The sequence below is a fragment of the Pseudomonas sp. TR47 genome (assembly GCF_044143025.1).
Lineage (GTDB): Bacteria > Pseudomonadota > Gammaproteobacteria > Pseudomonadales > Pseudomonadaceae > Aquipseudomonas > Aquipseudomonas putida_E.
Map to the genome: position 1 here is coordinate 24,668 of NZ_JBHFCS010000007.1, position 25,474 is coordinate 50,141.

The 25,474-nt window shown below is 61.8% G+C and carries 23 protein-coding genes; 10 read left to right on the top strand and 13 right to left on the bottom strand.

Going from position 1 to position 25,474, the window contains the following annotated elements:
- Positions 1-7: 7 nt before the first annotated feature.
- The 3 genes from ACEWE8_RS09740 to ACEWE8_RS09750 form a co-directional block, all read right to left on the bottom strand.
- Positions 8-835 carry an ATPase gene (locus tag ACEWE8_RS09740; RefSeq protein ID WP_046784887.1) on the bottom strand — a complete coding sequence of 276 codons (828 nt, stop codon included), beginning with the start codon at positions 833-835 and terminating at the stop codon, positions 8-10.
- 87 nt (positions 836-922) lie between these two features.
- Positions 923-1,918: an NAD(P)-dependent oxidoreductase gene (locus ACEWE8_RS09745; protein ID WP_046784886.1), complete on the bottom strand. Its 996-nt coding sequence runs from the start codon at positions 1,916-1,918 to the stop codon at positions 923-925.
- Between the two features lie 46 nt (positions 1,919-1,964).
- Positions 1,965-2,855, bottom strand: coding sequence for a LysR family transcriptional regulator ArgP (locus ACEWE8_RS09750; RefSeq protein ID WP_046784885.1), 891 nt, complete (start codon positions 2,853-2,855; stop codon positions 1,965-1,967).
- A gap of 90 nt (positions 2,856-2,945) precedes the next feature.
- On the opposite strand from ACEWE8_RS09750, the gene ACEWE8_RS09755 reads away from it, so the two are divergent.
- From ACEWE8_RS09755 to ACEWE8_RS09795, 9 genes are all read left to right on the top strand, one after another.
- A complete protein-coding gene (locus tag ACEWE8_RS09755; protein WP_046784884.1) occupies positions 2,946-3,545 on the top strand; it encodes a LysE/ArgO family amino acid transporter in 600 nt (199 codons plus the stop codon).
- A 218-nt stretch (positions 3,546-3,763) separates the two neighbouring features.
- A complete protein-coding gene (locus ACEWE8_RS09760; RefSeq protein WP_012312902.1) occupies positions 3,764-4,360 on the top strand; it encodes a superoxide dismutase in 597 nt (198 codons plus the stop codon).
- A 270-nt stretch (positions 4,361-4,630) separates the two neighbouring features.
- Positions 4,631-6,682, top strand: a complete 2,052-nt coding sequence (locus tag ACEWE8_RS09765; protein ID WP_046784883.1) for a bifunctional diguanylate cyclase/phosphodiesterase — start codon at positions 4,631-4,633, stop codon at positions 6,680-6,682.
- Between the two features lie 146 nt (positions 6,683-6,828).
- A complete protein-coding gene (locus tag ACEWE8_RS09770; protein ID WP_046784882.1) occupies positions 6,829-8,166 on the top strand; it encodes an imelysin family protein in 1,338 nt (445 codons plus the stop codon).
- A 259-nt stretch (positions 8,167-8,425) separates the two neighbouring features.
- The gene (locus ACEWE8_RS09775) at positions 8,426-9,853 is read left to right on the top strand and encodes a di-heme oxidoredictase family protein (protein WP_046784881.1); all 1,428 of its coding nucleotides are present in this window, start codon (positions 8,426-8,428) and stop codon (positions 9,851-9,853) included.
- Positions 9,854-9,871: 18 nt separating this feature from the next.
- Positions 9,872-10,936, top strand: a complete 1,065-nt coding sequence (locus tag ACEWE8_RS09780; RefSeq protein WP_046784880.1) for an imelysin family protein — start codon at positions 9,872-9,874, stop codon at positions 10,934-10,936.
- Positions 10,937-10,938: 2 nt separating this feature from the next.
- Positions 10,939-12,036, top strand: coding sequence for a DUF1513 domain-containing protein (locus tag ACEWE8_RS09785; protein WP_395589300.1), 1,098 nt, complete (start codon positions 10,939-10,941; stop codon positions 12,034-12,036).
- Between the two features lie 143 nt (positions 12,037-12,179).
- Positions 12,180-13,328 carry an efflux RND transporter periplasmic adaptor subunit gene (locus tag ACEWE8_RS09790; protein WP_046784878.1) on the top strand — a complete coding sequence of 383 codons (1,149 nt, stop codon included), beginning with the start codon at positions 12,180-12,182 and terminating at the stop codon, positions 13,326-13,328.
- Positions 13,329-13,341: 13 nt separating this feature from the next.
- Positions 13,342-16,386: a multidrug efflux RND transporter permease subunit gene (locus tag ACEWE8_RS09795; RefSeq protein WP_046784877.1), complete on the top strand. Its 3,045-nt coding sequence runs from the start codon at positions 13,342-13,344 to the stop codon at positions 16,384-16,386.
- Positions 16,387-16,447: 61 nt separating this feature from the next.
- On the opposite strand, the gene ACEWE8_RS09800 is transcribed toward ACEWE8_RS09795, so the two are convergent.
- The 10 genes from ACEWE8_RS09800 to ACEWE8_RS09845 all read right to left on the bottom strand — a co-directional run bounded on the left by ACEWE8_RS09800 (position 16,448) and on the right by ACEWE8_RS09845 (position 24,952).
- Entirely contained in the window at positions 16,448-16,675 is a 228-nt protein-coding gene (locus ACEWE8_RS09800) for a hypothetical protein (protein WP_395589301.1), read from the bottom strand.
- A complete protein-coding gene (locus ACEWE8_RS09805; RefSeq protein ID WP_046784875.1) occupies positions 16,672-17,373 on the bottom strand; it encodes a lipopolysaccharide kinase InaA family protein in 702 nt (233 codons plus the stop codon). The genes ACEWE8_RS09800 and ACEWE8_RS09805 overlap by 4 nt, the downstream gene beginning before the upstream one ends.
- Positions 17,374-17,379: 6 nt before the next feature.
- Positions 17,380-18,060 carry a class I SAM-dependent methyltransferase gene (locus ACEWE8_RS09810; protein WP_046784874.1) on the bottom strand — a complete coding sequence of 227 codons (681 nt, stop codon included), beginning with the start codon at positions 18,058-18,060 and terminating at the stop codon, positions 17,380-17,382.
- Positions 18,061-18,167: 107 nt separating this feature from the next.
- On the bottom strand, positions 18,168-19,478 hold the full coding sequence (locus ACEWE8_RS09815) for a HAMP domain-containing sensor histidine kinase (RefSeq protein ID WP_046784873.1): 1,311 nt from the start codon (positions 19,476-19,478) through the stop codon (positions 18,168-18,170).
- Positions 19,468-20,151, bottom strand: coding sequence for a two-component system response regulator ColR (colR, locus tag ACEWE8_RS09820; RefSeq protein WP_003255215.1), 684 nt, complete (start codon positions 20,149-20,151; stop codon positions 19,468-19,470). The genes ACEWE8_RS09815 and colR overlap by 11 nt, the downstream gene beginning before the upstream one ends.
- A gap of 165 nt (positions 20,152-20,316) precedes the next feature.
- Complete coding sequence (groL, locus tag ACEWE8_RS09825; protein ID WP_046784872.1) at positions 20,317-21,957, bottom strand: chaperonin GroEL; 1,641 nt, start codon at positions 21,955-21,957, stop codon at positions 20,317-20,319.
- A gap of 48 nt (positions 21,958-22,005) precedes the next feature.
- On the bottom strand, positions 22,006-22,299 hold the full coding sequence (locus tag ACEWE8_RS09830) for a co-chaperone GroES (protein ID WP_009395550.1): 294 nt from the start codon (positions 22,297-22,299) through the stop codon (positions 22,006-22,008).
- A gap of 241 nt (positions 22,300-22,540) precedes the next feature.
- Positions 22,541-23,002 (bottom strand): FxsA family protein, encoded by a 462-nt coding sequence (locus ACEWE8_RS09835; RefSeq protein WP_046784871.1) that lies wholly within the window; start codon positions 23,000-23,002, stop codon positions 22,541-22,543.
- Between the two features lie 66 nt (positions 23,003-23,068).
- Positions 23,069-23,800 carry a HugZ family protein gene (locus tag ACEWE8_RS09840; RefSeq protein ID WP_046784870.1) on the bottom strand — a complete coding sequence of 244 codons (732 nt, stop codon included), beginning with the start codon at positions 23,798-23,800 and terminating at the stop codon, positions 23,069-23,071.
- Positions 23,801-23,941: 141 nt separating this feature from the next.
- Complete coding sequence (locus ACEWE8_RS09845) at positions 23,942-24,952, bottom strand: DUF481 domain-containing protein (protein ID WP_046784869.1); 1,011 nt, start codon at positions 24,950-24,952, stop codon at positions 23,942-23,944.
- A 151-nt stretch (positions 24,953-25,103) separates the two neighbouring features.
- Here ACEWE8_RS09845 and ACEWE8_RS09850 point away from each other — a divergent pair, with 151 nt between their 5' ends.
- Positions 25,104-25,457, top strand: coding sequence for an MGMT family protein (locus ACEWE8_RS09850; protein WP_080952075.1), 354 nt, complete (start codon positions 25,104-25,106; stop codon positions 25,455-25,457).
- Positions 25,458-25,474 lie beyond the last annotated feature (17 nt).

Here is a 25,474-nt window from a genome sequence, read left to right on the forward strand (position 1 = left end):
AAAGGCCCTAAGGCCGAGCATTGATCTGCTGCTGCAGGTTCTGAATCTGGCTCTGCAAGGTGTTGAAGTTACGCGTGGTCTGCCCACGAAACGCATCGAACTCCTGCACCGAAGCGCCACTTGCTGGCGCCGCAGCCGGGCGATTGTCCACCTGGCTCTTCAATACCAGCACGTCCTGCTCCAGGCTCTCGATCGCCGCTTTCGGGTTGCCCTGCTTCTTCAGTGCGGCCACCTCCTCGCTAAGGCTCTTGAGCTGCCCATCGAGCTTGCCGCCATCCACCTGGCCTGACTTCAACGCCGCCAGCTCGGCATTCACCGCCTTCAACTGCGCCTGTAACTGGGTTTGCAGCTCAGTTACCGCCTTTTGCTGCTCGCGGGTATCGGCCAGCACCTGCTCCAGACGCTTGCCCAGGTCACCCGTCTGCCCGGCCACCCCCTGCTGTTGCTTGCCCTGCTCGGCCAGGCTGGCCTGCAGTTGGCGGATCTGCAGCTTGAGCGCCTCACTGCCGGTGCTGGTAGAGCTCTCGGTGGCAGCGACCTTGCCACTGATCGCCTGCAAGCGCCCCGCTGCTTCCTCGCTGATGCGCGCAAAGCTTTCCTGAGTGGCCACCAGTTGCTGCTCCATCAGCGAGATCTGCTGAAAGCTCCACCAGCCGAGCCCGGCCAGCGCGATGAACGAAGCCCCCAGCAACGCCCACAGTGGGCCGGTACTGGCGGGCCTGGTGGCCTTCTGGCGGTTGCGCGACACACGCGCCGGCAACAGTTCGTCGTCATCCGGGGTGCCGGCACGCAGGGTTGGCACATCATCAAAATCGTCGTGGGCATCGTTACGCATGGATAGTTTCAACCGCGGTAGTAGCAAAGAGACATGAGTATAAACCGCTCACGCGGCGCACTGATGACCATCATCCTGGCGCCTGGTTCACTGGCCAAGGGGCTGGTGCTTCCACCACGCGCAAAATTCATCCAGCGCCGTCCACAGGCTGACCTTGGGCTGATAGTCCAGGTACTGCCGGGCGCGGCTGATATCCAGGGTGAAATCGCGGCTCATCACTTGCATCCCCAGGCGCGTGAGGGTGGGCTGGGGTCGCCCGGGCCAGAGCATGCAAGCGGCCTCGTTCAGCGCCGCCATGCTGTAGGCCATGCCGTAGGCGCGATAACGGGTCACCTGGGGCAACTGCATCTGGCGCATCACGTAATTGACCACATCCCACAATGGCAACGGTTGACCATTACTGATGTTGTAGGCCTGCCCTAACGCGCGATCATCGGCGAACAGCGCGCCAAGCAGTGCCTCATTGAGATTGTGCACGCTGGTGAAATCGACTTTGTTCAGGCCGTTGCCGATGATCGCCACACGGCCCTTGCGCTGCATCTGCATCAGCCGCGGGAAAATACTGGCATCACCGGCTCCGGTTACAAAGCGCGGGCGCAGGGCCAGAACTTCGAGCCCGAACTCCTGGGCGCCGAAGACCTTTTGTTCAGCAAGGTATTTGGTCTGCGCGTAATGATGGTGAAAGCGGCGCGGCACCTGGTCTTCGCGGATATCCAGGCGCGAACGGCCATTGAAGTAGATCGACGGCGACGACAGGTGTACCAGGCGACGGACATGCTCCTTCAAGCAGCCCTCGACCACGTTCTCGGTGACCACCACATTGCCCTGGTAAAAATCCTGATAGCGCCCCCAGGTGCCCACCGCCCCCGCGCAATGCACCACCGCCTCGACGCCCTGGCACAGGCGCCGGGCCAGTTCGGCGTCACCGAGGTCGCCGGGGATGAACTGCGCACCGCGCTTGACCAGGTGCTCGACGCCCTCGGCGCGCCGGCCGCTGACCCGCACATCCAGGCCTTGCTCCAGGGCGAAGCGCGCAAAGCGCCCGCCGATGAAGCCGCTCGCGCCAGTGACCAGAATTCGCATGTAACACTCCGCCTCAGATTTCAGATGCAACAGACGCCAGCCGCCACTACAAGGGCACCAGCCAATGCTGTGCCGTGTGCCGCAGGTGTTCGGTCAGTTGCGCGAGCAGTTGCCCGCCGTTACGCCAATGATGCCAGTACAGCGGCACATCGATGGGGGTATCGGCACAAATTTCCACCAGTCGCCCACTACTCAACTGCTCACGGGCCTGCAACTCAGGCACCAGGCCCCAGCCCAGGCCGGCTTCGGTCATGCGCAGGAAACCTTCGGACGACGGGCAAAGGTGGTGCAGGAAGCCATCTTCGATACCGAGAGAAGCGAGGTATCGGTGCTGCAGAAAATCGTCCGGGCCGTACACGATCGCCGGCGTGCGGGCCAGGCGCCGGGCCTCGAAACCCATTGGGAAATAGCGCGCCATGAATGCCGGGCTGGCCAGCGCCCGGTAGCGCATGGCACCCAGCGGCATGCTGCGTGCGCCGGCCACCGGCCGCTCACTGCCGCACAGGCAGGCCGCCACCTCCCCGGCACGCATGCGCTTCAGGCCAACCTCCTGGTCTTCCACCACAAGGTCGGTGAGTACCTGCTGCTCGGCGCAGAACGAACCCACCGCAGCTGCCCACCAGGTCGCCAGGCTATCAGCGTTGAGCGCAATGCGCAGACGCTCTGGCATGCCCTCTTCATCGAGTGCCGGTACCTGGCGCTGCAGGTCACGTTCGAGCAGCCGCACCTGCTGCACATGGTTGAGCAACTGTCGCCCGACCTCGGTCGGGCTCGGTGGCGCGGCGCGCACCAGCACCGGCTGACCAACCCGGGCCTCGAGCAGCTTGATGCGCTGTGAGATAGCCGATTGCGACAGCCCCAGCACCTGCGCTGCACGTTCGAAACCACCTTGCTCGATCACCGCCGCGAGCGCGGCAAGCAGCTTGTAGTCGAACATCGATTTTCCTAATGACGGATCAGCACTATTTGTTTTTCTTATACAGGGGGTATCCGCACAATAGCCAGCATCTTCTCTGGAGTATCTGCCATGTGGCAAAGCTATCTGAACGGCATGCTGGTGGCCTTCGGCCTGATCATGGCCATTGGCGCACAGAACGCCTTCGTCCTGGCGCAGAGCCTGCGCCGTGAACATCACCTGCCGGTGGCAGCACTGTGCATCGTCTGCGACGCCCTGCTGGTAGCCGCCGGTGTATTCGGCCTGGCCACGGTACTGGCGCACAATCCGACGCTGCTGGCGATCGCGCGCTGGGGTGGTGCGGTGTTTCTGCTCTGGTACGGCGCCAAGGCGCTGCGCAGTGCATGCTCCAAACAGAGCCTGCAGCATCAGCAAGGCCAAGGCATGCGCTCGCGGCGTGCGGTGCTGCTCAGTGCACTGGCCGTTACCCTCCTGAACCCGCATGTGTACCTGGACACCGTGTTGCTGATCGGCTCGCTGGGCGCACAGCAGACCGTGCCGGGCGCCTATGTGGCAGGGGCCGCCAGCGCTTCGCTGCTATGGTTCTCGACTTTGGCGATCGGTGCTGCATGGCTGGCGCCCTGGCTGGCCCGCCCGGCCACCTGGCGGATGCTCGACCTGATGGTGGCCGTGATGATGTTCGCCGTGGCGGCGCAGCTGATCTTTGCTTGAGCTGCAAGCTGCAAGCTTGCAACGGAGCGCCACCCGTCGGCGGCAGGCAACCGCTCTGGAACCTCTATTCCCTATCTTTGTTGCGTGGTTATGCGGCGGGGCTGGTGCTATGATCCAGCCCTTGCGTCGCAAAGAGTACAAACTCGCCGACGCACATAGGGCCGCCCGTGATCGGCCTTGCGCAAACCGCGAACTAGACCTGAATCAGGAGATCCACCATGGCTTTTGAATTGCCGCCGCTGCCGTACGCCCACGATGCCCTGCAGCCGCACATCTCCAAGGAAACCCTGGAGTATCACCACGACAAGCACCACAACACCTACGTCGTGAACCTGAACAACCTGGTCCCAGGCACCGAATTCGAAGGCAAGACCCTGGAAGAGATCGTCAAGAGCTCTTCGGGCGGCATCTTCAACAACGCCGCTCAAGTCTGGAACCACACCTTCTACTGGAACTGCCTGTCGCCAAACGGTGGTGGCCAGCCTACCGGTGCGCTGGCTGAAGCCATCAACGCCGCATTCGGTTCCTTCGACAAGTTCAAGGAAGAGTTCACCAAGACTTCGGTTGGCACCTTCGGTTCCGGCTGGGGCTGGCTGGTCAAGAAAGCCGACGGCTCCCTGGCCCTGGCCAGCACCATCGGTGCCGGCTGCCCGCTGACCAGCGGCGACACCCCGCTGCTGACCTGCGACGTCTGGGAACACGCCTACTACATCGACTACCGCAACCTGCGTCCGAAGTACGTAGAAGCATTCTGGAACCTGGTCAACTGGGCCTTCGTTGCCGAGCAGTTCGAAGGCAAGACCTTCAAGGCCTGATCTTGCGCCTTGAACTGAAAACCCGGCCATGCGCCGGGTTTTTTTATGGCCGGTGCCGGCATCACAGGCTCCCAACGAACAGTTTTCCCGGCGGCTCTTGCTCCCCCCGCAGAGCGCGCTAACATCAAACGTCTGAAAGTTCGCTACAGCGCACTCAAGTTGCAGGGTCAGGCAACCGATACACTGCTCAGGGCAGCTCCACCGGCCGATAGTGTATCGCCAAGGTTAATGGCAAAATGATGTCATGCGCATGGATTAAGGAAACCCCCATTGAAGCTGGAATTGCGGAACAGCTTATCGGTCAAGTTGCTCAGGGTCGTGCTCCTTTCGGCGCTGGCGGTCGGTGTCGTTCTTAGCTGCGCGCAGATCGTCTATGACACCTACAAGACCCGTCAGACCGTCGACAGCGACGCCCAGCGCATCCTCGACATGTTCCGTGACCCCTCGACCCAGGCGGTCTACAGCCTTGATCGGGAAATGGGCATGCAGGTCATGGAAGGCCTGTTCCAGGACGAGTCTGTACGCCAGGCTTCCATCGGCCACCCCAATGAAACCATGCTCGCCGAAAAGTCCCGCCCGCTGCAGGACTCTCCCGTACGCTGGTTGACCGACCTGCTCCTTGGCCAGGAACGCACCTACACCACTCAATTGGTCGGCCGCGGCCCCTACAGCGAATACTACGGTGACCTGAGCATCACCCTGGACACTGCCGCCTACGGTGAAGGCTTCCTGCTCAACGCCATCATCATCTTCATTTCCGGCGTGCTGCGCGCCCTGGCCATGGGCCTGGTGCTGTACCTGGTCTACCACTGGCTGCTGACCAAACCGCTGTCGAAAATCATCGAGCACCTCACCCAGATCAACCCTGACCGCCCCAGCCAGCACCAGATTCCGCTGCTCAAAGGCCATGAAAAAAACGAACTGGGCATCTGGGTCAACACCGCAAACCAGCTGCTGGCCTCGATCGAGCGCAATACCCATCTGCGCCACGAAGCCGAAAACAGCCTGCAACGCATGGCCCAATACGACTTCCTGACCGGCCTGCCGAACCGCCAGCAGCTACAGGCACAGCTCGACAAGATCCTTATAGACGGCGCCCGCCTGCAGCATCGCGTCGCCGTACTGTGCGTGGGCCTGGACGACTTCAAAGGCATTAACGAGCAGTTCAGCTATCAGGTCGGCGACCAGTTGCTGCTCGCCCTGGCTGACCGCCTGCGCGCCCACAGTGGCCGCCTGGGGGCGCTGGCACGCCTGGGTGGCGACCAGTTCGCCCTGGTGCAGGCCACTATCGAACAGCCCTACGAGGCCGCAGAACTGGCGCAGAGCATCCTCGATGACCTGGAAGCACCGTTCGACCTGGATCACCAGCAGATTCGCCTGCGCGCCACCATCGGCATCACCCTGTTCCCCGAAGACGGCGACAGCACCGAGAAGCTGCTGCAAAAGGCCGAGCAGACCATGACCTTGGCCAAGGCCCGCTCGCGCAACCGCTACCAGTTCTACATCGCCAGCGTCGACAGCGAGATGCGTCGACGCCGTGAATTGGAAAAGGACCTGCGCGAGGCGCTGTCGCGCAACCAGTTGTTCCTTGTCTACCAGCCGCAGATCAGCTACCGCGATCACCGCGTGGTCGGCGTCGAAGCCTTGCTGCGCTGGCAGCATCCTGAACTTGGCATGGTCCCGCCGGACCAGTTCATCCCGCTGGCCGAACAGAACGGCAACATCATCACCATCGGCGAGTGGGTACTCGACCAGGCCTGCAGGCAACTGCGCGAATGGCATGATCTGGGCTTCAGCGAACTGCGCATGGCAGTCAACCTGTCCACCGTGCAACTGCATCACAACGAACTTCCGCGCGTGGTCAACAATCTGCTGCAGGCTTACCGTCTGCCACCGCGCAGCCTGGAACTGGAAGTGACCGAGACCGGCCTGATGGAAGACATCAGCACCGCCGCCCAGCACCTGCTCAGCCTGCGCCGCTCCGGTGCGATGATCGCCATCGACGACTTCGGCACCGGTTACTCGTCGCTCAGCTACCTCAAGTCGCTGCCTCTGGACAAGATCAAGATCGACAAGAGCTTCGTCCAGGACCTGCTGGACGACGATGACGATGCCACCATCGTTCGGGCAATCATCCAGTTGGGCAAAAGCCTGGGCATGCAGGTGATCGCCGAGGGCGTGGAGACGTCCGAGCAGGAAGCCTACATCATTGCCCAAGGCTGCCACGAAGGTCAGGGCTATCACTACAGCAAGCCACTGTCAGCGCGCGAGCTGACCAGCTTCCTGCGCCAGGCCCAGCGCAATCAGGTTTCTGCGTTATAACCCCTGCTCCTGTTGGTTCCAGGCCTTAACCGGCATTTACATAATTGCGCCCCACCCCTTTACAGCAAATGCAAATCTTTCGCATGATGTTGTAGTTTTACGTGCCACGGCGCACTGTCCAACCACACGACGCAGGGAAACCAACAATGATTCGTATGCCTCTGGCCTCCGCCAGTCTGCTGGCCATCGCCATCGCTCTCGCCGGTTGCGGTGAAAGCAAGGACGAGAAGGCCGCCGCCCCGCAAGCTGCGGCACCTGCCGCCGCGAGCACCGCCGCCGCAGCACCGGCTGCTGTCGACGAAGCGGCCGGCAAGGCCGTGGTCAAGCATTACACCGAGATGGTCTACGCCGTTTACAGCGACTCGCTGAGCACGGCCAAGTCCCTGCAAACAGCCATCGATGCATTCCTCGCCAACCCCAACGACGACACCCTCAAAGCTGCCAAAGAAGCCTGGGCTGCAGCGCGCGTACCGTACCTGCAGAGCGAAGCCTTCCGCTTCGGCAACACGATCATCGACGACTGGGAAGGCCAGGTGAACGCCTGGCCGCTTGACGAAGGCCTGATCGACTACGTCGACAAGAGCTACGAACATGCGCTGGGCAACCCGGCTGCCAGCTCGAACATCATTGCCAACACCGAAATCCAGGTTGGTGAGGAGAAGGTCGATGTCAAGGACATCACCCCTGAGAAACTGGCCAGCCTGAACGAACTGGGCGGCTCCGAAGCCAACGTCGCCACTGGTTACCACGCCATCGAATTCCTGCTCTGGGGCCAGGACCTCAACGGTACCGGCCCAGGCGCAGGCAACCGCCCTGCTTCGGACTACCTCGAAGGTAAAGGCGCCACCGGCGGCCACAACGAGCGTCGCCGCGCCTACCTGAAGTCGGTCACCGAGCTGCTGGTCAAGGACCTCGAAGAAATGGTCGGCAACTGGGCCCCGAACGTCGCCGACAACTACCGCGCCACGCTGGAAGCCGAGCCTGCCACCGACGGCCTGCGCAAGATGCTGTTCGGCATGGGCAGCCTGTCGCTGGGCGAACTGGCTGGCGAGCGCATGAAGGTCTCGCTGGAAGCCAATTCGCCGGAAGACGAGCAGGACTGTTTCAGCGACAACACCCACTACTCGCACTTCTACGACGCCAAGGGCATCCGCAACGTCTACCTGGGCGAGTACACCCGCGCCGACGGTACCAAGCTGACCGGCCCAAGCCTGTCGTCGCTGGTGGCCAAGGCCGACCCGGCTGCCGACGCTACCCTCAAGGCCGACCTGGAAGCGACCGAGGCGAAGCTTCAGGTCATTGTCGACCACGCGCTCAAAGGCGAGCATTACGACCAACTGATCGCAGCCGACAACGCTGCCGGCAACCAGGTCGTACGCGATGCCATTGCCTCCCTGGTCAAGCAGACCGGTGCGATCGAGCAGGCTGCGGGCAAGCTGGGCATTGCCAACCTGAACCCGGACACTGCCGATCACGAGTTCTGATTCGGCATTGGCAGGCAAAAAGGCTAACGCCAGTCAGTTAGCGTTAGTAGGGCTGCTACGCAGCCCGTCGCCGGCAAGCCAGCTCCCACCGGGGCCGCGCAGTTCTTGAGTTCTGCGCGGTATCTGTGAGGGCTGGCTTGCCTGCTACAGGGCCAAAACTGACAGCAGTTTCATCCAGCAATTGCAAATTCCTCTTATTCAAACATTCTCAGCCTGCTAAGCTTGCACGCCGGTTTTTCGCCTACGCCCAGGATTTTGCATGTCCTTGTCGCTGTCCCGACTCTCCCCTCCGCTGCTGGCCCTCGCCCTTGCCGCCTGTGACGACGCCCCGCGTTTCACTCAGGCAGAGCCTGGCGAAGCGCTGTCCGGTGGCCAGGCGACTGTCCAGCGCAACGACCGCAATGCCTTTTCCCTGCCCTCGGCCAACCTGTCGCCCGAGCGCCGCCTGGACTTTGCCGTAGGCAACAGTTTCTTCCGCAACCCCTGGGTGATCGCCCCGTCCACCACCACTGCACGCGATGGCCTGGGCCCACTGTTCAACACCAACGCCTGCCAGAACTGCCACGTACGCGACGGCCGTGGCCATCCGCCAGAGCCTGGCGACAGCAACGCGGTGTCGATGCTGGTGCGCCTGTCGATCCCCGACCAGCCTTACCTGGCAAAAGAAATCGAGCGCCTGGGCGTGGTCCCGGAGCCTGTCTATGGCACCCAGTTGCAGGACATGGCCAACCCTGGTGTGGCCCCGGAAGGCAAGGTGCGCGTGACTTACGACAACCAGACCGTCAGCTTCAACGACGGCCATCAGGTCGAACTGCGTCGCCCTACCCTGCAAATCACCCAGCTCGGCTATGGGCCGATGCACCCTGACACCCGCTTCTCTGCACGGGTGGCACCGCCCATGATCGGCCTGGGTCTGCTCGAAGCCATCCCCGAAGCTCAGATTCTGGCCAACGAAGACCCCGATGATCGCAACCGCGACGGTATTCGCGGCCGGGCCAACCGGGTTTGGGACGACGCCCAGAGCAAGACCGTGGTCGGTCGCTTCGGCTGGAAGGCCGGGCAACCGAACGTCAACCAGCAGAACGTGCACGCTTTTGCCGGTGACATGGGCTTGACCAGCACCCTGCAGCCCCGGGACGACTGCACCCCAGCGCAGCGCGATTGCCTTGCAGCCCCCAATGGCGACGGCACCGACGGCGAAAAGGAAGTCAGCGACAACATCCTGCGCCTGGTCACCTTTTACACCCGCAACCTGGGCGTGCCAGCCCGGCGCGATGTCGGCGCCCCGCAAGTGCTGGCCGGCAAGAACCTGTTCTATCAGGCCGGCTGCCAGGGATGCCACACCCCGCAGTTCACCACTGCCGCCGACGCCCCCGAGCCAGAGCTGGCCGGGCAAGTGATCCGCCCCTACAGCGACCTGCTGCTGCACGACATGGGCCCGGGCCTTGCCGACGATCGCACCGAATTTGCCGCCAACGGCCAAGACTGGCGAACCCCGCCGCTGTGGGGCATCGGCCTGAGTCCAGCGGTCAGTGGCCACACCCAGTACCTGCATGACGGCCGCGCCCGCAACCTGCTCGAGGCCGTGCTCTGGCACGGCGGCGAAGCGCAGGCAGCGCGCGACCATGTTCTGACTTTCAATGCCGAGCAGCGCGCTGCGCTGCTGGCTTTCCTGAACTCACTTTAAAAGCGCAAGGAGCCGGGCATGTTCCGACCCAAACTGTTGTTCACTAGCCTCGCCGCACTCGCCCTCGGTGCCTGTTCACCGCAAGACCCGCAGGCCGTGACCTCCGCCGCCATCGCCAAGCAGGTGATCCTGCCCACCTACAGCCGCTGGGTCGAAGCCGACCGCCAGCTGGCCGCCAGTGCCCTGGCCTACTGCGAAGGCAAAGAGAGCCTGGACAGCGCTCGTGCCGATTTCCTCAACGCGCAAAAAGCCTGGGCCGAGCTGCAGCCACTGCTGGTCGGCCCGCTGGCCGAGGGCAACCGCGCCTGGCAGGTGCAGTTCTGGCCCGACAAGAAGAACCTGGTCGGTCGCCAGGTCGAGCAACTGGTCAATGGCGACAAGCCGATCGACGCCCAGACCCTGGGCAAGTCCAGCGTCGTGGTGCGCGGCCTGTCGGCCTACGAATACATCTTGTTCGACAGCAAGCCGGATGTCGCCACCGCCGAACAGAAAGCCCGATACTGCCCGCTGCTGGTCGCCATCGGTGAGCACCAGAAGGCCTTGGCTGAAGAGATCCTCAAAGGCTGGAACAGCACCGACGGCATGCTCTCGCAGATGACCAAGTTCCCCAACCAGCGCTATGCCGACTCGCACGAGGCGATCGCCGACCTGCTGCGTGCGCAGGTGACTGCGCTGGATACCCTGAAGAAGAAGCTCGGCGCACCGATGGGCCGCCAGAGCAAAGGCATTGCGCAGCCACTGCAGGCCGAAGCCTGGCGCAGCCACGCCTCGCTGAAAAGCCTGGAAGCCAGCCTCAAGGCCGCCCAGGCGGTCTGGGTCGGGGTCGACAACCAAGGCCTGCGCGGCTTGCTGGGCAGCGACCAGAAAGCCCTGGCGCAAAAGATCGACGACGCCTACGCCACCTCGGTCAAACTGCTGACCGATAACCAGAAGACCTTGGGCGAGTTGCTGGCTGACGAAGATGGCATGCAGCGCCTCAACCAGATCTACGACAGCCTCAACGTCGTTCACCGCCTGCACGAAGGCGAACTGGCCAAGGCGTTGAACATCCAGCTGGGCTTCAATGCCAACGACGGTGACTGATCATGCTGCGACGCCAGGCACTCAAAATCGGTAGCGTTCTGCTCAGCGCCCTGACCTTGGGAGGCTGGAGCCTGATGCGCAACAAAGGCAGCGATCCTTTGCTGCTGTCGGCGCGTGACGATGGCGACGGCAAGCACTATGCCGTCGGGTTCCGCCTGGACGGCACCCGGGTGTTCAGCACCCAGGTGGCCCAGCGTTGCCATGCCATCATCAACCATCCAGAGCTGCCGATCGCCCTGTTCGTCGCACGCCGTCCCGGTACCGAAAGCTACCTGATCGACCTGCGCGACGGGCGCTTGTTGCAGACCGTCTCGTCGCAGCCTGACCGGCACTTTTACGGCCACGCCGTGATTCATAAAGGCGGCGAATGGCTGTATGCCACCGAGAACGACACCACCGATCCAGGGCGTGGCGTACTGGGCGTGTACCGCTTCGAGGGTGAACGCCTGGTTCACACCGGCGAGATCCCCACCCACGGCATCGGCCCGCATGAAGTGGCATGGCTGCCCGATGGCGAGACTCTGGTCGTGGCCAATGGCGGTATCCGCACCGAGGCCGAAAGCCGGGTCGAGATGAACCTCAATGCCATGGAGCCGAGCCTGGTACTGATGCAGCGCGACGGCACGTTGCTGAGCAAGGAAACCCTGGCCCAGCAAATGAACAGCGTGCGCCACCTGGCAGTGGGCAGCGATGGCACCATCGCCGCCTGCCAGCAGTTCATGGGCGATGCCGATGAAACCGCCGAGCTGCTGGCAATCAAGCGCCCAGGCAAGCCGTTCAAGGCCTTCCCGGTGCCAGAGCGCCAGCTGCAAGCCATGGCCCAGTACACTGCCAGCGTCGCCATCCACAGCGACCTGCGCCTGGTGGCACTGACGGCGCCGCGGGCCAACCGCCTGTTCGTCTGGGACCTGGACAGTGGCGCAGTCAGGCTGGATGCGCCGATGCCGGACTGTGCCGGGGTTGGCGCGGTGAAGGATGGTTTTGTCGTGACGTCCGGGCAGGGGCGTTGCCGGTTCTATGATTGCCGCAAGCAGGAATTGATCGGCCAGCCGATGGATTTGCCTTCCGGTTTCTGGGACAACCACCTGCACCTGGCCTGATCAGGCCTGCGCGCCCCTACGGGGGCGCAATCCATTTCCCCTCAATCGAAAAACAGTCAATACTTCCCCCATCCGCACGTGGGCAGGACCGCCCGTTGTCGTGTCAAAACCAATAACAACCTCGCATCCAAGGAACCGGACTTATGCTGCGCCGCCGCATGCTCATCATGTTGGCCGTCGTTCTGCTGATCGTGCTGGCCCTGGGGGGCTACAAGGCCTTCTCGATCTACCGGCAGATCCAGGTGTTCACTGCCCCCAAGCCTCCCATCACCGTGGCGGTGGCCATGGCCGAGCAGCGCGAGTGGCAGCAGCGCCTGCCCGCCGTCGGCAGCCTCAAGGCCCTGCAGGGTGTCGAGCTGAGCCTGGAGGTGGAAGGCATCGTTCAATCCCTGCACTTCGACTCCGGTCAGAAGGTAAAGGCCGGGCAACTGCTGCTCAAGCTCAATGACGATCAGGAAACCGCCCTGCTGGGGACTGCCCAGGCCGACCTGGGGTTGGCCAAAGTGGACTTCGGCCGCGGCAGCCAGCTGGTGGGGGATTCGGCCATCTCCCGCGGCGAATATGATCGCCTCACTGCCCAATACCGGCGCAACCAGGCGGTGGTCGACCAGCTCAAGGCCGCAAAAACCAAGAAGAGCATCAGTGCCCCGTTCAGCGGCACGATCGGCATCCGCCAGGTGGATGTGGGTGACTACCTGGCGGCCGGCTCTGTGATCGCTACCCTGCAGGACCTTTCCAGCCTTTACGTCGATTTCAATGTACCGGAGCAGGCACTGCCAGAGCTGAGCCTCGGCCAGCAGGTACAGGTGCAGGTGGCGGCCTACCCTGGCCAGACCTTCCCTGCCAGCCTCAGCGCCATCAACCCCAAGGTTGAAGAGAGCACGCGCAACCTGCTGGTGCGCGCGACAATGGCCAACCCGGATGGCAAGCTGCTGCCGGGCATGTTCGCCAACCTGCTGGTCCTGTTGCCTGACCCGCGCCCACAGGTGGTGGTGCCCGAAAGCGCCATCACCTACACGCTGTATGGCAATTCCGTGTATGTCGCCACGCCGAAGAAAGACAAGGACGGTAATCCCGAGCGGGACGACAGTGGCCGGCCGCAGCTCAGCGCCGAACAGCGCAGCGTGCAGACCGGCGAGCGGCGCGACGGCGTGGTGGTGGTCAGCAAAGGGCTCGCAGCGGGCGAACAGGTGGTCACCGCCGGCCAGCTCAAGCTGAGCCCTGGCGCGGCGATCCGCATCGGCCAGGACGCAGCGCTCGAACCCGAACAAGGCGCCCCGCGCGCGGACTGACCAGGAGGCAGGCATGGCGTTCACCGACCCGTTCATCCGCCGCCCGGTGCTGGCCAGCGTGGTCAGCCTGCTGATCCTGCTGCTGGGTTTCCAGGCCTGGAACAAGCTGCAGATCCGCCAGTACCCGCAGATGGAAAACGCCCTGATCACGGTGACCACGGCCTACCCCGGCGCCAACGCAGAAACCATTCAGGGCTACATCACCCAACCGCTGCAGCAGAGCCTGGCCAGCGCCGAAGGCATCGACTACATGACCTCGGTGAGCCGGCAGAACTTCTCGATCATCTCCATCTATGCGCGCATCGGTGCCGACAGCGACCGCCTGTTCACGGAGTTGCTGGCCAAGGCCAACGAAGTGCGCAACCAGTTGCCGCAAGACGCAGAAGACCCGGTACTGAGCAAAGAAGCCGCAGATGCCTCGGCGCTGATGTACATCAGCTTTTACAGCAAGGAAATGAGCAACCCGCAGATCACCGACTACCTGTCACGGGTCATCCAGCCGAAACTTGCAACCTTGCCGGGCATGGCCGAGGCCGAGATCCTCGGCAACCAGGTGTTCGCCATGCGCATCTGGATCGACCCGGTCAAACTGGCAGCGTTCGGCCTTGCCGCCACTGACGTGACCAGCGCCGTACGCCGTTACAACTTTCTCGCCGCCGCTGGTGAGGTGAAGGGCGAATACGTGGTCACCAGCATCAACGCCAACACCGAACTGAAGTCGGCCGAGGCTTTTGCCGCATTGCCGCTCAAGACCTCCGGCGACAGCCGTGTATTGCTCGGTGATGTGGCACGGGTCGAGATGGGCGCGGAAAATTACGACACGGTCAGCTCGTTCGATGGCACGCCTTCGGTCTACATCGGCATCAAGGCCACCCCGGCCGCCAACCCGCTGGAGGTGATCAAGGAAGTACGCCGCATCATGCCGGAGCTGCAAAGCCAGTTGCCGTCCGCGCTCAAGGGGTCGATTGCCTATGACGCCACGCTGTTCATCCAGGCCTCGATCGACGAAGTGGTCAAGACCCTTGGCGAAGCGGTGCTGATCGTCATCGTGGTGGTGTTTTTATTCCTCGGCGCGCTGCGCTCGGTACTGATCCCGGTGGTGACCATCCCACTGTCGATGATCGGGGTGCTGTTCTTCATGCAGATGATGGGCTATTCGCTCAACCTGCTGACCCTGCTGGCAATGGTGCTGGCCATCGGCCTGGTGGTGGACGATGCCATCGTCGTGGTGGAAAACATCCACCGGCACATGGAGGAAGGCAAGTCACCGGTGGACGCGGCACTGGAAGGTGCGCGGGAAATCGCCATGCCAGTGGTGTCGATGACCATCACCCTGGCGGCGGTATACGCACCGATCGGCTTCCTGACCGGGCTCACCGGCGCCTTGTTCAAGGAGTTCGCCCTGACCCTGGCAGGGGCGGTGATCATCTCGGGCGTCGTCGCCCTGACCCTGTCGCCGATGATGTGTGCCCTGCTATTGCGTCGTGAGCAGAATGCCAGCGGCCTGGCCCATCGCCTTGACGTGCTGTTCGAGCGGATCAAGGGCCGCTACCAGCGCCTGCTGCACACCACCCTGGACAGCCGCCCGGTGGTGCTGGTGTTCGCCGTGATCATCCTGTGCCTGATCCCGGTGCTGCTCAAGTTCACCCAGAATGAGCTGGCACCGAACGAGGATCAGGGGGTCATCTTCATGATCAGCAGCTCGCCACAACCAGCCAACCTCGACTACCTCAATGCCTACACCGACCAGTTCACCCCACTGTTCAAGGCCTTCCCCGAATACTACTCGTCGTTCCAGATCAACGGATTCAACGGCGTGCAGAGCGGCATCGGCGGTTTCCTGCTCAAGCCCTGGAACGAGCGCGACCGCACGCAAATGGAGTTGCTGCCCCTGGTACAGGCCAAACTCGATAACATCAGCGGCCTGCAGATCTTCGGCTTCAACCTGCCGTCACTGCCGGGGACCGGCGAAGGCTTGCCGTTTCAGTTCGTCATCAATACCGCAGGTGATTACCCGGCGCTGCTGGAGGTTGCCCAACGGGTCAAGGAACGCGCCCAGGCATCAGGCAAATTTGCCTTCCTCGACATCGACCTGGCGTTCGACAAGCCCGAGGTGGTAGTCGACATCGACCGCGCCAAGGCTGCACAGATGGGTGTATCCATGGACGTCCTTGGCGGCACCTTGGCGACCTTGCTGGGCGAGGGGGAAATCAACCGTTTCACCCTCGAAGGCCGCAGCTACAAAGTCATCGCCCAGGTCGAACGGCCCTACCGCGACAACGCCGGCTGGCTCAACAGCTATTACGTCAAGAACGACCAAGGCCAACTGCTGCCACTGTCCACACTGATCACCCTTAGCGACCGAGCGCGTCCACGCCAGCTCAACCAGTTCCAGCAACTGAACTCGGCAATCATCCAGGGCGTGCCTTTGGTCAGCATCGGCGAAGCCTTGCAGACGGTACGGGATATCGCTGCCGAGCAAGCGCCGGAAGGGTTCTCCTTCGACTATGCCGGCGCGGCACGGCAGTACATACAGGAAGGCAGCGCGCTGTGGGTGACCTTCGGCCTGGCGTTGGCGATCATCTTCCTGGTACTGGCGGCACAGTTTGAAAGCTTCCGCGACCCGCTGGTGATTCTGGTGACGGTACCGCTGTCGATCTGCGGGGCGCTGTTGCCGCTGTTCCTGGGTGTTTCCAGCATGAACATCTATACCCAGGTCGGGTTGGTGACGCTGATCGGGCTGATCAGCAAACACGGTATCCTGATCGTCGAATTCGCCAACCAGTTGCGTGAGGAAAAAGGGCTGAGCGCAAGGGAGGCGATCGAGGAAGCTGCGGCCATTCGACTACGCCCGGTGCTGATGACCACTGCTGCGATGGTGTTTGGCATGGTGCCGCTGATTCTGGCGACCGGGGCCGGGGCGGTGAGCCGCTTTGACATCGGTACGGTGATTGCGACGGGGATGTCGATCGGGACGTTGTTTACCTTGTTTGTGCTGCCGTGCATTTACACCCTGTTGGCGCACAAGACAGCAGCGACGGAACCTGTCGTTGCCTGAGCGGGCCAACTCCAGAAAGCAAAGGCCCCGCAATAGCGGGGCCTTTTGTGCTCAAAGCAGGTCAGCCTGCAGGCCGCAAGCCCTGCCGCAGCCCGAACAGAAGCAACAGCAAATCCTGGTCCGGCTGGGCCTGGACCTGCTGCTTCACGTCCCTGGGCAACGCGCATTGTTCTGCCTGTTCAGCCTTGCTGAACACTCTGGGCCGTGGCTCTTCCCACGCCGCTATCGCCACGGTGGTCACAGCCAGGCCCGCTATCAGAAACAATGCTCGAGCGATTTCTAGTTTCATTGCCCTAACCCTTTGACAGCGCTGCCAAACGCCATCTGGTAAAAGTAGAGCAACGATTGCCATTCCGCGTCATTGAGCGACGAATGGCGGCGCAACTGACGCAGGTCATTGCCCGCCGCGCGCTGGCAGCTGATACGGCGGCGGCACTTCTCCAGATCGAGCAATGCCACTTCAACACGGGCCTGTTCGCCCTCGCCGATCACTTTGACGAATACGTGCTTGCCATACAGGCAGCCATGCTGCCAGTGGCCCAGGTGCATGCGGGCCAGGTTGTCAGCCAACTCCTTGAGCATGCGTTCATGTACCACTTGCGGGTAGTGCTCGCGCGCACCTTGGGCATGCCAGGCATCGAGTTCGATGAAACCATCGAGCGCTTCGCTGACCAGCAGCGCACGCCATTGGTGGTCGGCATCGCGCTCGGCCCCACAAAATACGATGCGCGGGACACGCACGCCCAGTTGCTCGAAGCTGTTCAGCGCGTCGAGCTCACGCAGCACCGTCGGCCTGCCGAAGGGGTGCAACAGGCTGCGGTAGATGTGCCCGACCTGGCGCTTGGCATACAGCAACTTGCCATCGGCATCGTTGAGGCGTTGCACGCCACTTTCACCACCGCGGCGCTGGTTGGGTTCCTCGACCCATTCGCCCTGCTGACGCCAGTAATAATCGAAGCGTGACTCCCCGCTCTGGGCTACAGCCATCAAACACTACCCCTTACGTAATACATAGACCCGCCACATGGCATAGAACGGCAGGAAATCGAGGCGTTCCTGGATCCTGAAGCCGGCGGCCTTGAATTCTTCTTCGACTGTCTCTGCCGGTAACACGAAACGATTCTGGTAACTGCCCGGCTCGGCTTTGGCACTGCGCCGTCGCTCGAGCTTTTGACGCCGCCAGGCCTTGAAGTTTCCGTCCACCCACAATGACAGGATTACGCTGTCACGGCTAACCCTTTGAAACTCCGAAAGAATCGTTTTTCTGTGGGCTGCCTCACCGATGTGGTGAAACAAGCGCATGCAAAAAATGCTGTCGACCGAGTTGTCCGGCAAGTCGATGGCGAACGCTGACGTTTGCAAAGGGCGTACCCGCGCTACCACCTCTGGCGGTTGTGCGGCACAGGCAGTCTCGATCATCGCCTCGGAATTGTCGGCACCAATGATTACCCTGTTGGGTTTTTCTGCCAGCAGTGGCCAGAAACGGCCCGCGCCGCAAGGCAGATCCAGCACCAACCCCGGTTCTCCGGCCAGCGCCAAGGCTCGACGGGCCAATTGCTCATCGCGCTTGTGGGAAAGGCGACGTGCCAGACCATCCTGGTGCTTGAGGAAGTACTCCCGAGCATGTTGCTGGTCGTACTTCTTGGAAAATTCGAGTTTGATAGGGCTACGCATTGGGCATCTCCTGGCTCCATTGCATGTACCTTAAGTAACACTGCGTAGGAAACAGGTCATGCCAATGTGAAAAAAGTGTTATCCCTAAAGGAATATAGCCCAGTAATTTACTCGCAAAGCTTTAACGGATCGGACTTTTCAGCGCCTTGGCTCAAGTCCACCTGAAAGCGGCAACCATGGGGGGCGGTAGAAGTCAGCGTAACGCGCCAACCCTGGTCGTCACAGATCCGTTGTACCAGCGATAAGCCAAGCCCCAGACCTTCGCCGCGTCGCTCATCACCACGCACGAACGGTTTGAACATCGCCTCGCGCTGCTCCTCCGGAATGCCGACCCCGCTGTCCTCGACGCTGAACCCATTGGCTTCAAGACTCAGGCGGATGTAACCACTGTCGGTGTAGTGCGCAGCGTTGCGCAACAGGTTGCCCATCACCGATTGCAGGAACGTCGCGTTGTACAGCAGCGGGCCTGCACTGACGCGGCCATCGAAGTACAGCGTCAGCCCTTTCTGCTCGATGGTGTCGCGCCATACGCCTATCAGATCGTCGGCCACCTCGCGCAGCGTCGCCTGGGAGGCCACGGCACCTTGGTCGCGCTGGGCACGGGCGAGCATCAGGAAGGTTTTGACCAACTCGCGCATTTCTTCGGTGGCCCGGGCGATGCGTTCGACCTGGCTGCGTGAGCGGCTATCCAGATTGGGGTTTTCGATCAACAGCTCGCAGGAGGTGGCCAGCACCATCAGCGGCGTGCGCAATTCGTGGCTGACATCACTGGTGAACAGACGCTCGCGGGTCAGTGCATCGCGCAAACGGCCAAGGGTATCGTCGAAGGCCACCGCTAGCTGGCCGACTTCATCGGCTGCGTAATCGGGTGCCAAGGGCGGTGCCAGGCCAAGAAGCTGATCACGATGGCGTACTTGCCGCGCCAGGCGGATCACCGGTGCCATCACTCGCCGTGCCAGCAGCCAGCCGAGGAACACCGCCAGTACCAGGCTGAGCACGAAGCCCACCATGACGACGGCGAACAGTACCCGCTCGCGCTCTTCGAAATCGCTTTGGTCCTGCAGCAATACATAACGTCGGCCGTCTACGATTTCCACCATTGCGTGGTAGGAAAGCTGGTCGCGAAATACCTCATGAAAGCCTGCATCGAGGTGGCGCAAATCTTTTGGCAGCTCGAAGTCATCGCGCCCACCGCTGAAGTAGAACAGCTGGTCAGGGCGCGGCCGATGGCTCCAGTCACTGATGCTGTCCATGCGCAACAGGCGCTGCAGGTCGCCGCCCAGCACCGAGGAGATCAAGCGCTCTTCAACCAGGTGGACAGTGGCGACGATACCGAAGGCGAACGCCCCAGCCACCAGCGCGCTCATCAGCGCAAACGCGATGATGATGCGCTGCGCCAGGCTTTGCTTAAACTCCATCGCGACCCTCGGCGAGGCGATAGCCGACGCCATGGACGGTATGCAGCAACGGCTTTTCGAACGGTTTGTCGATTACTTGGCGCAGCTGGTGTACATGGCTGCGCAAGCTGTCGCTGTCGGGGCAATCATCACCCCACAGCGCCTCTTCCAGTACCTCGCGGCGCAACACGTGGGGGCTTTTCTGCATCAGCACCGCGAGCAGCTTGAGGCCGACAGGGTTGAGCTTGAGCAAGCGCCCCTGGCGAGTGACTTCGAGGGTGTCCAGGTCGTAACTCAGGTCGGCAACCTGCAGGGTACGTCGCCCGCCGCCCTGGGCGCGGCGCAGCACGGCTTCGATGCGCGCAGCGAGTTCGGACAGGGCGAACGGTTTGAGCAGGTAATCGTCGGCGCCGGAGCGGAAGCCCTGCAGGCGGTCGTCGAGTTGGTCGCGGGCGGTCAGCATGATCACCGGCGTATCGCGACGGGCATCCTCGCGCAGGCGCTTGCACAGGGTGTAACCGTCGATTCCAGGCAGCATGATATCGAGCACGATCAGGTCGTAGTGCTCGGTGGCAGCCAGGTGCAGACCTGACAGGCCGTCCTGGGCGCAGTCGACGGTATAGCCCTTCATGCCCAGATAATCAGCCAGGTTGGCAAGGATATCGCGGTTGTCTTCAACCAAAAGAATGCGCATCGGGTTCTCCTGTGCGGCGCTTCGCTATGGTGCGCGGCAGGCGCAGCTTAAGGCCATCGCACGGACAGTGCCAGTGCTGGTGGAAATTCAACGAAGTTGACGCAAACGAAAAAGCCCCGGTTCTCACGAACCGGGGCTTTTCCTGTTACAGGGGGTGAGGCTGGCTTACATCATGCCGCCCATACCGCCCATGCCGCCCATGTCTGGCATGCCGCCAGCTGGCTTGTCTTCCGGCAGGTCGGCAACCATGGCTTCGGTGGTGATCATCAGACCGCCGATCGAAGCAGCTGCTTGCAGGGCCGAACGGGTGACCTTGGCTGGGTCAAGGATACCCATCTCGATCATGTCGCCGTATTCGCCGGTAGCGGCGTTGTAGCCGTAGTTGCCCGAACCTTGCTTGACCTTGTCGGCCACAACGCTTGGCTCGTCGCCGGCGTTGGCAGTGATCTGGCGCAGCGGCGCTTCAACAGCGCGACGCAGCAGGGCGATACCGACGTTCTGGTCTTCGTTGTCACCTTTGAGGTCGACAATGGCGCCCAGGGCGCGAACCAGAGCAACACCACCGCCAGGCACCACGCCTTCTTCGACGGCTGCACGGGTAGCGTGCAGGGCGTCTTCAACGCGGGCTTTCTTCTCTTTCATTTCAACTTCGGTGCCAGCACCGACCTTGATCACGGCAACACCGCCAGCCAGCTTGGCCAGGCGCTCTTGCAGCTTCTCACGGTCGTAGTCCGAAGAGGTCTCTTCGATCTGGGCACGGATCTGCTTGACGCGTGCTTCGATGTCGGCGTCCACACCAGCACCGTCGATGATGGTGGTGTTTTCCTTGGACAGGATGACGCGCTTGGCGTTACCCAGGTGCTCCAGGGTGGTGGTTTCCAGGGTCAGGCCGATTTCTTCGGAGATGACCTGGCCGCCGGTCAGGACGGCGATGTCCTGCAGCATGGCCTTGCGACGGTCGCCAAAACCTGGTGCCTTGACTGCAGCAACCTTGACGATGCCGCGCATGTTGTTGACGACCAGGGTAGCCAGGGCTTCGCCTTCGACGTCTTCAGCAACGATCAGCAGTGGGCGGCCGGCCTTGGCAACGGCTTCCAGAACTGGCAGCAGCTCACGGATGTTGGAGATTTTCTTGTCGACCAGCAGCAGCAGCGGGCCTTCCAGCTCGGCAACCATGGTGTCCGGCTTGTTGACGAAGTACGGCGACAGGTAGCCGCGGTCGAACTGCATGCCTTCTACGACGGACAGTTCGTTTTCCAGGCCCGAACCTTCTTCAACGGTGATCACGCCTTCTTTGCCGACTTTTTCCATGGCTTCAGCGATGATTTCGCCGATGGAGTTGTCGGAGTTGGCGGAGATGGTGCCAACCTGAGCGATGGCCTTGGAGTCGGCGCATGGCTTGGACAGGTTTTTCAGCTCGGCGACGACGGCAGCGGTGGCCTTGTCGATGCCACGCTTGAGGTCCATCGGGTTCATGCCGGCAGCGACGGCCTTCAGGCCTTCGTTGACGATGGCCTGAGCCAGAACGGTCGCGGTGGTGGTGCCGTCACCGGCAGCATCGTTGGCCTTGGAAGCGACTTCCTTGACCAGTTGGGCGCCCATGTTTTCGAAGGCGTCTTTGAGTTCGATTTCTTTGGCGACGGAAACGCCGTCCTTGGTGATGGTCGGCGCGCCGAAGCTCTTGGCCAGGACCACGTTGCGGCCTTTCGGGCCCAGGGTCGCTTTTACCGCGTCAGCCAGAACGTTGACGCCAACCAGCATTTTTTTACGGGCGGAATCGCCGAATTTTACGTCTTTAGCAGCCATGATCGTTTAATCCTTGAAATTCTTTGGAGTAACGGGAAGTCGGGGAAATCAGCCTTCGACAACGGCGAGGATTTCGTTCTCGCTCATTACCAGCAGGTCTTCGCCATCGACTTTCACGGTGTTGCTGCCCGAGTAAGGGCCGAAAACCACTTTGTCACCCACTTTGACGGCCAGCGCACGTACTTCGCCGTTGTCCAGGATGCGACCGGTGCCGACGGCGACAACTTCGCCACGGTTTGGTTTTTCAGCGGCCGAACCCGGCAGGACGATACCGCCAGCGGTTTTCGATTCTTCTTCGCTGCGACGGATGACTACGCGGTCATGCAGAGGACGAAGCTTCATTGTCGATCTCTCCCAATTTGTGGTTTTCATCGGCCGGTGTCGACACCGGCGGGTTGATGCGGTCCGGCGTTGCCGGGGGTGGCCCGCGACGGGCGAACCACCTGTGTATTGTCTGGCGTTGCCACCAGAAACCTTGCGGTGACCACATACATGAGGCCGGCATGATCAATTACAAGGCTTGCTGCAGAAAATTTTTCAACGAGCAGAAAAGCTTGGGGCCGCAAAGCGGCCCCGGGGATGTCTACTTGTCGCGACGTTCGTATTCGCCTTCGATCACATTGGGCCGATGGCCGCTGTCGCGCGGCTGTGCCTGAGAGGGGTCGTCCTGGAACGCGCGCTGGCGCATGGCCTGGGCCTCGGCACGCTGACGCATCTTGCGAGCGGCTAGATGGCGGGTGAAGGGCAACAGGCAGAGCAGGCCCAGCACGTCACTGATGAAGCCCGGAAGCAGCAGGAGGCCACCGCCCACCGCCAGCATCAGGCCCTGGAACATGTCCTCGGCGGGCAGTTCGCCACGCTGCAGGCTTTCACGGGCACGCAAGGCGGTGGCCAGGCCGGCCACACGCATCACCAGCACACCCAAGGCGGAACCTGCGATGATCAACAGCAGCGCCGGGAAGAAACCGATGGCTGAGCTGACCTTGACGAAGACGAACAACTCCAGCACAGGGAAAAGCAGAAACAGCAGTAGAAAAACACGCATCAAGGATTCCTCGACGGAAGACTATCTTCCTTTAAGACCATCAGATGGATGCGTGCGCTCGGTTTTTCAAGCTTCGACTTCTGTCGCGGCCGGCCATTGGTCGGCGCGCGCCAGTAAAACCAAGGCCTCGCGAACTTGTGTCGGCGTATTGCAATTGCTTGGGAAAGCCAGCCAATGGATACCTTGGCCTATGCGCAGGTGCATGCCTTCGCTGTCGATGCCGACCATCTGCGCTGGCGCGCTACGCGGCAGGTCGCTCAATTCGACGTAGTGGGCGATGGCGTTGGCATGATCGCTGTTCATGTGTTCGATCATGCTGGCCTCCGCCTTGCCGGCGAAGGGGTTGGCCAACGTAACCTGATCGAGCCAGTGGATCGCCCCGAAGCCACCTATGTAACGATGGCGCACCGGCTGCAGCACCCAGAAGTCGAAATCGTGCGCCTTGTGATAGTTGGCGGCATCGGGGAAGTAACGATAATAGCGCTCGGCAGCGGCGTCGACGGCAGCCTCGTCGACCAGCTTGTGCGCCTCGGTCATGATCGTCAGGCGGCCAACGGCCTGCACGTCCTCGGCTTCCCGCTCCCCCACCAGCAAGGAGCACTTGGGGTCTTTCTGCAGGTTGTGGGTGTGCTGGGCGATGCGGCTGATGAGGATCAGCGGGTTGCCCTCGGCATCCAGGCAGTACGGCACCACAGAACCGAAAGGGAAGCCAGGCATGGACTTGGAATGGGTCGAGAGTACACCGCGGTACTCCTTGAGCAGCAGTTCCCGGGCGGGGCGGATGGCCTTCTGACTCACGTCTGACTCCTCGACAGGTGGCTATTGGGTTGCAAGCTACCTGTAAGCTTCAAGCTTCAAGCTGCAAGCTGCAAGCTGCAAGAAAAAGCAGGAGCGAGGCGCCATGCCACTCGCTTTTAGCTTGCAGCTTGAAGCTGACCCCTACCAGGTCACGCCAAAGCCTGCGGTATAGCGCGTCTTGTCCAGGTCACTCTCACGCGTGCCGGTGATGATGTCTTTTTCTGCCTTGAGATTGAGCGAGGCCCATTCGGTCACTTTGTAGCGCAGCCCCACCTCGGCATCCAGCGAATAGTCGGCAACGCCCCCCAGCGGCTTGGCGAACTCACCGTTGGTGAACAGCTGGACATTCTTGCCGATCAGGTAACGGGTGTAGTCCCACTTCACCGCTGCCGAATAGAAGTTGTCCTTGCCGCCATTCTGATACTCGAAGTCGGTGCGATTGATCAGTGAACCAAGCGAGAACGCACCTAGTTCGTCATCCCAGAACTGGTAACCGGGGCCGGTACCCACGGTGCGCTGACGCGCCAGATCCTCGATGTGATCCCGCTTGTACTCAAGACGCCCCTGCCAGAACCATTTCTCTGTGATGAAGCGATCGAGCGCATACTCTGCGCTCCAGTTGTTGGTCGTGGTGACGTCGTCCTTGGTCTCGCGGTTGTACTCGCCTTCGGCGTTGTGCCGCCAACGGCCATGACGGGCCGTGGTCTTGAAACCGATGTCATAGTCGTCGGTATCGTTCTCGGCACGCTGGTAGTCCAGCGCGGCATCGATATTGCCTTTCCAGACCAGGTCCTCGACCACAGGCTTGGGCTTCATGATCTGCTCGATGCTGGCAAGCTCTACAGTCTTGGGCGTCTCACCGTTGGCCAGGGTCACCTTGCCAGGCTCGGCGGCCTTCAACGACTTGGCCCGCTCGCCGTTGTAGGCGTCCTGCTTGACCAGCAGCTCCTGGTCGCTCTCCAGGGTCTGGACCTGCTTCCAGTCCAGCGAGATAGAACCACCGTATGGGGTTTCCAGCAGCAGCTTGCCACCATCGAAGACCCGAATCTTGCCGCTCAAGCGGTCACCGTTCTTCATCCACACGGTGTCGGCGAACGCAGGAGCAGCGCACAGGGAAGCGGTCAACAGGCACAGCAAGGATCTAGAATGCATAAGCGAAATACAGGTTCGATTAGACGAATGAGCCGGGCATTATCCGGATGCGGACGACCAGAGCAAGGAAAGACCCCCACTATGGCGTTGAGTTCAATACGCATTTGCCGTGACCACTGGTCCGGTTTCACTTCAGGCCAGGGCTGCCGGGATGTCTGAGGCACATGAGTACGCGCTGCAGACGCCCGAGGCCCGACGAACGGCGCTTTATTCAGTGCTGGGCCAGGTGCCAGCAGGCAAGGTGGTCAGCTACGGCCAGCTCGCCGAATTGGCGGGCCTTGGCCGAGCGGCGCGTTGGGTTGGAAAGACCCTCGGCCAGCTTCCTGCGGACACCCGTCTGCCGTGGCACCGTGTACTGGGTGCCGGCGGTCGTCTGAGCCTGGCGCTGGGGACTCCCTCGGGAGATGAACAAAGGGCGCGGCTGCGTGCGGAGGGCGTGAATGTAGCCAATAATCGTGTGGATATGATGCGCCATGGCTGGCGCCCAATGGAGCACAGCGGTTAGAGTGCGCGTTTTGTTTT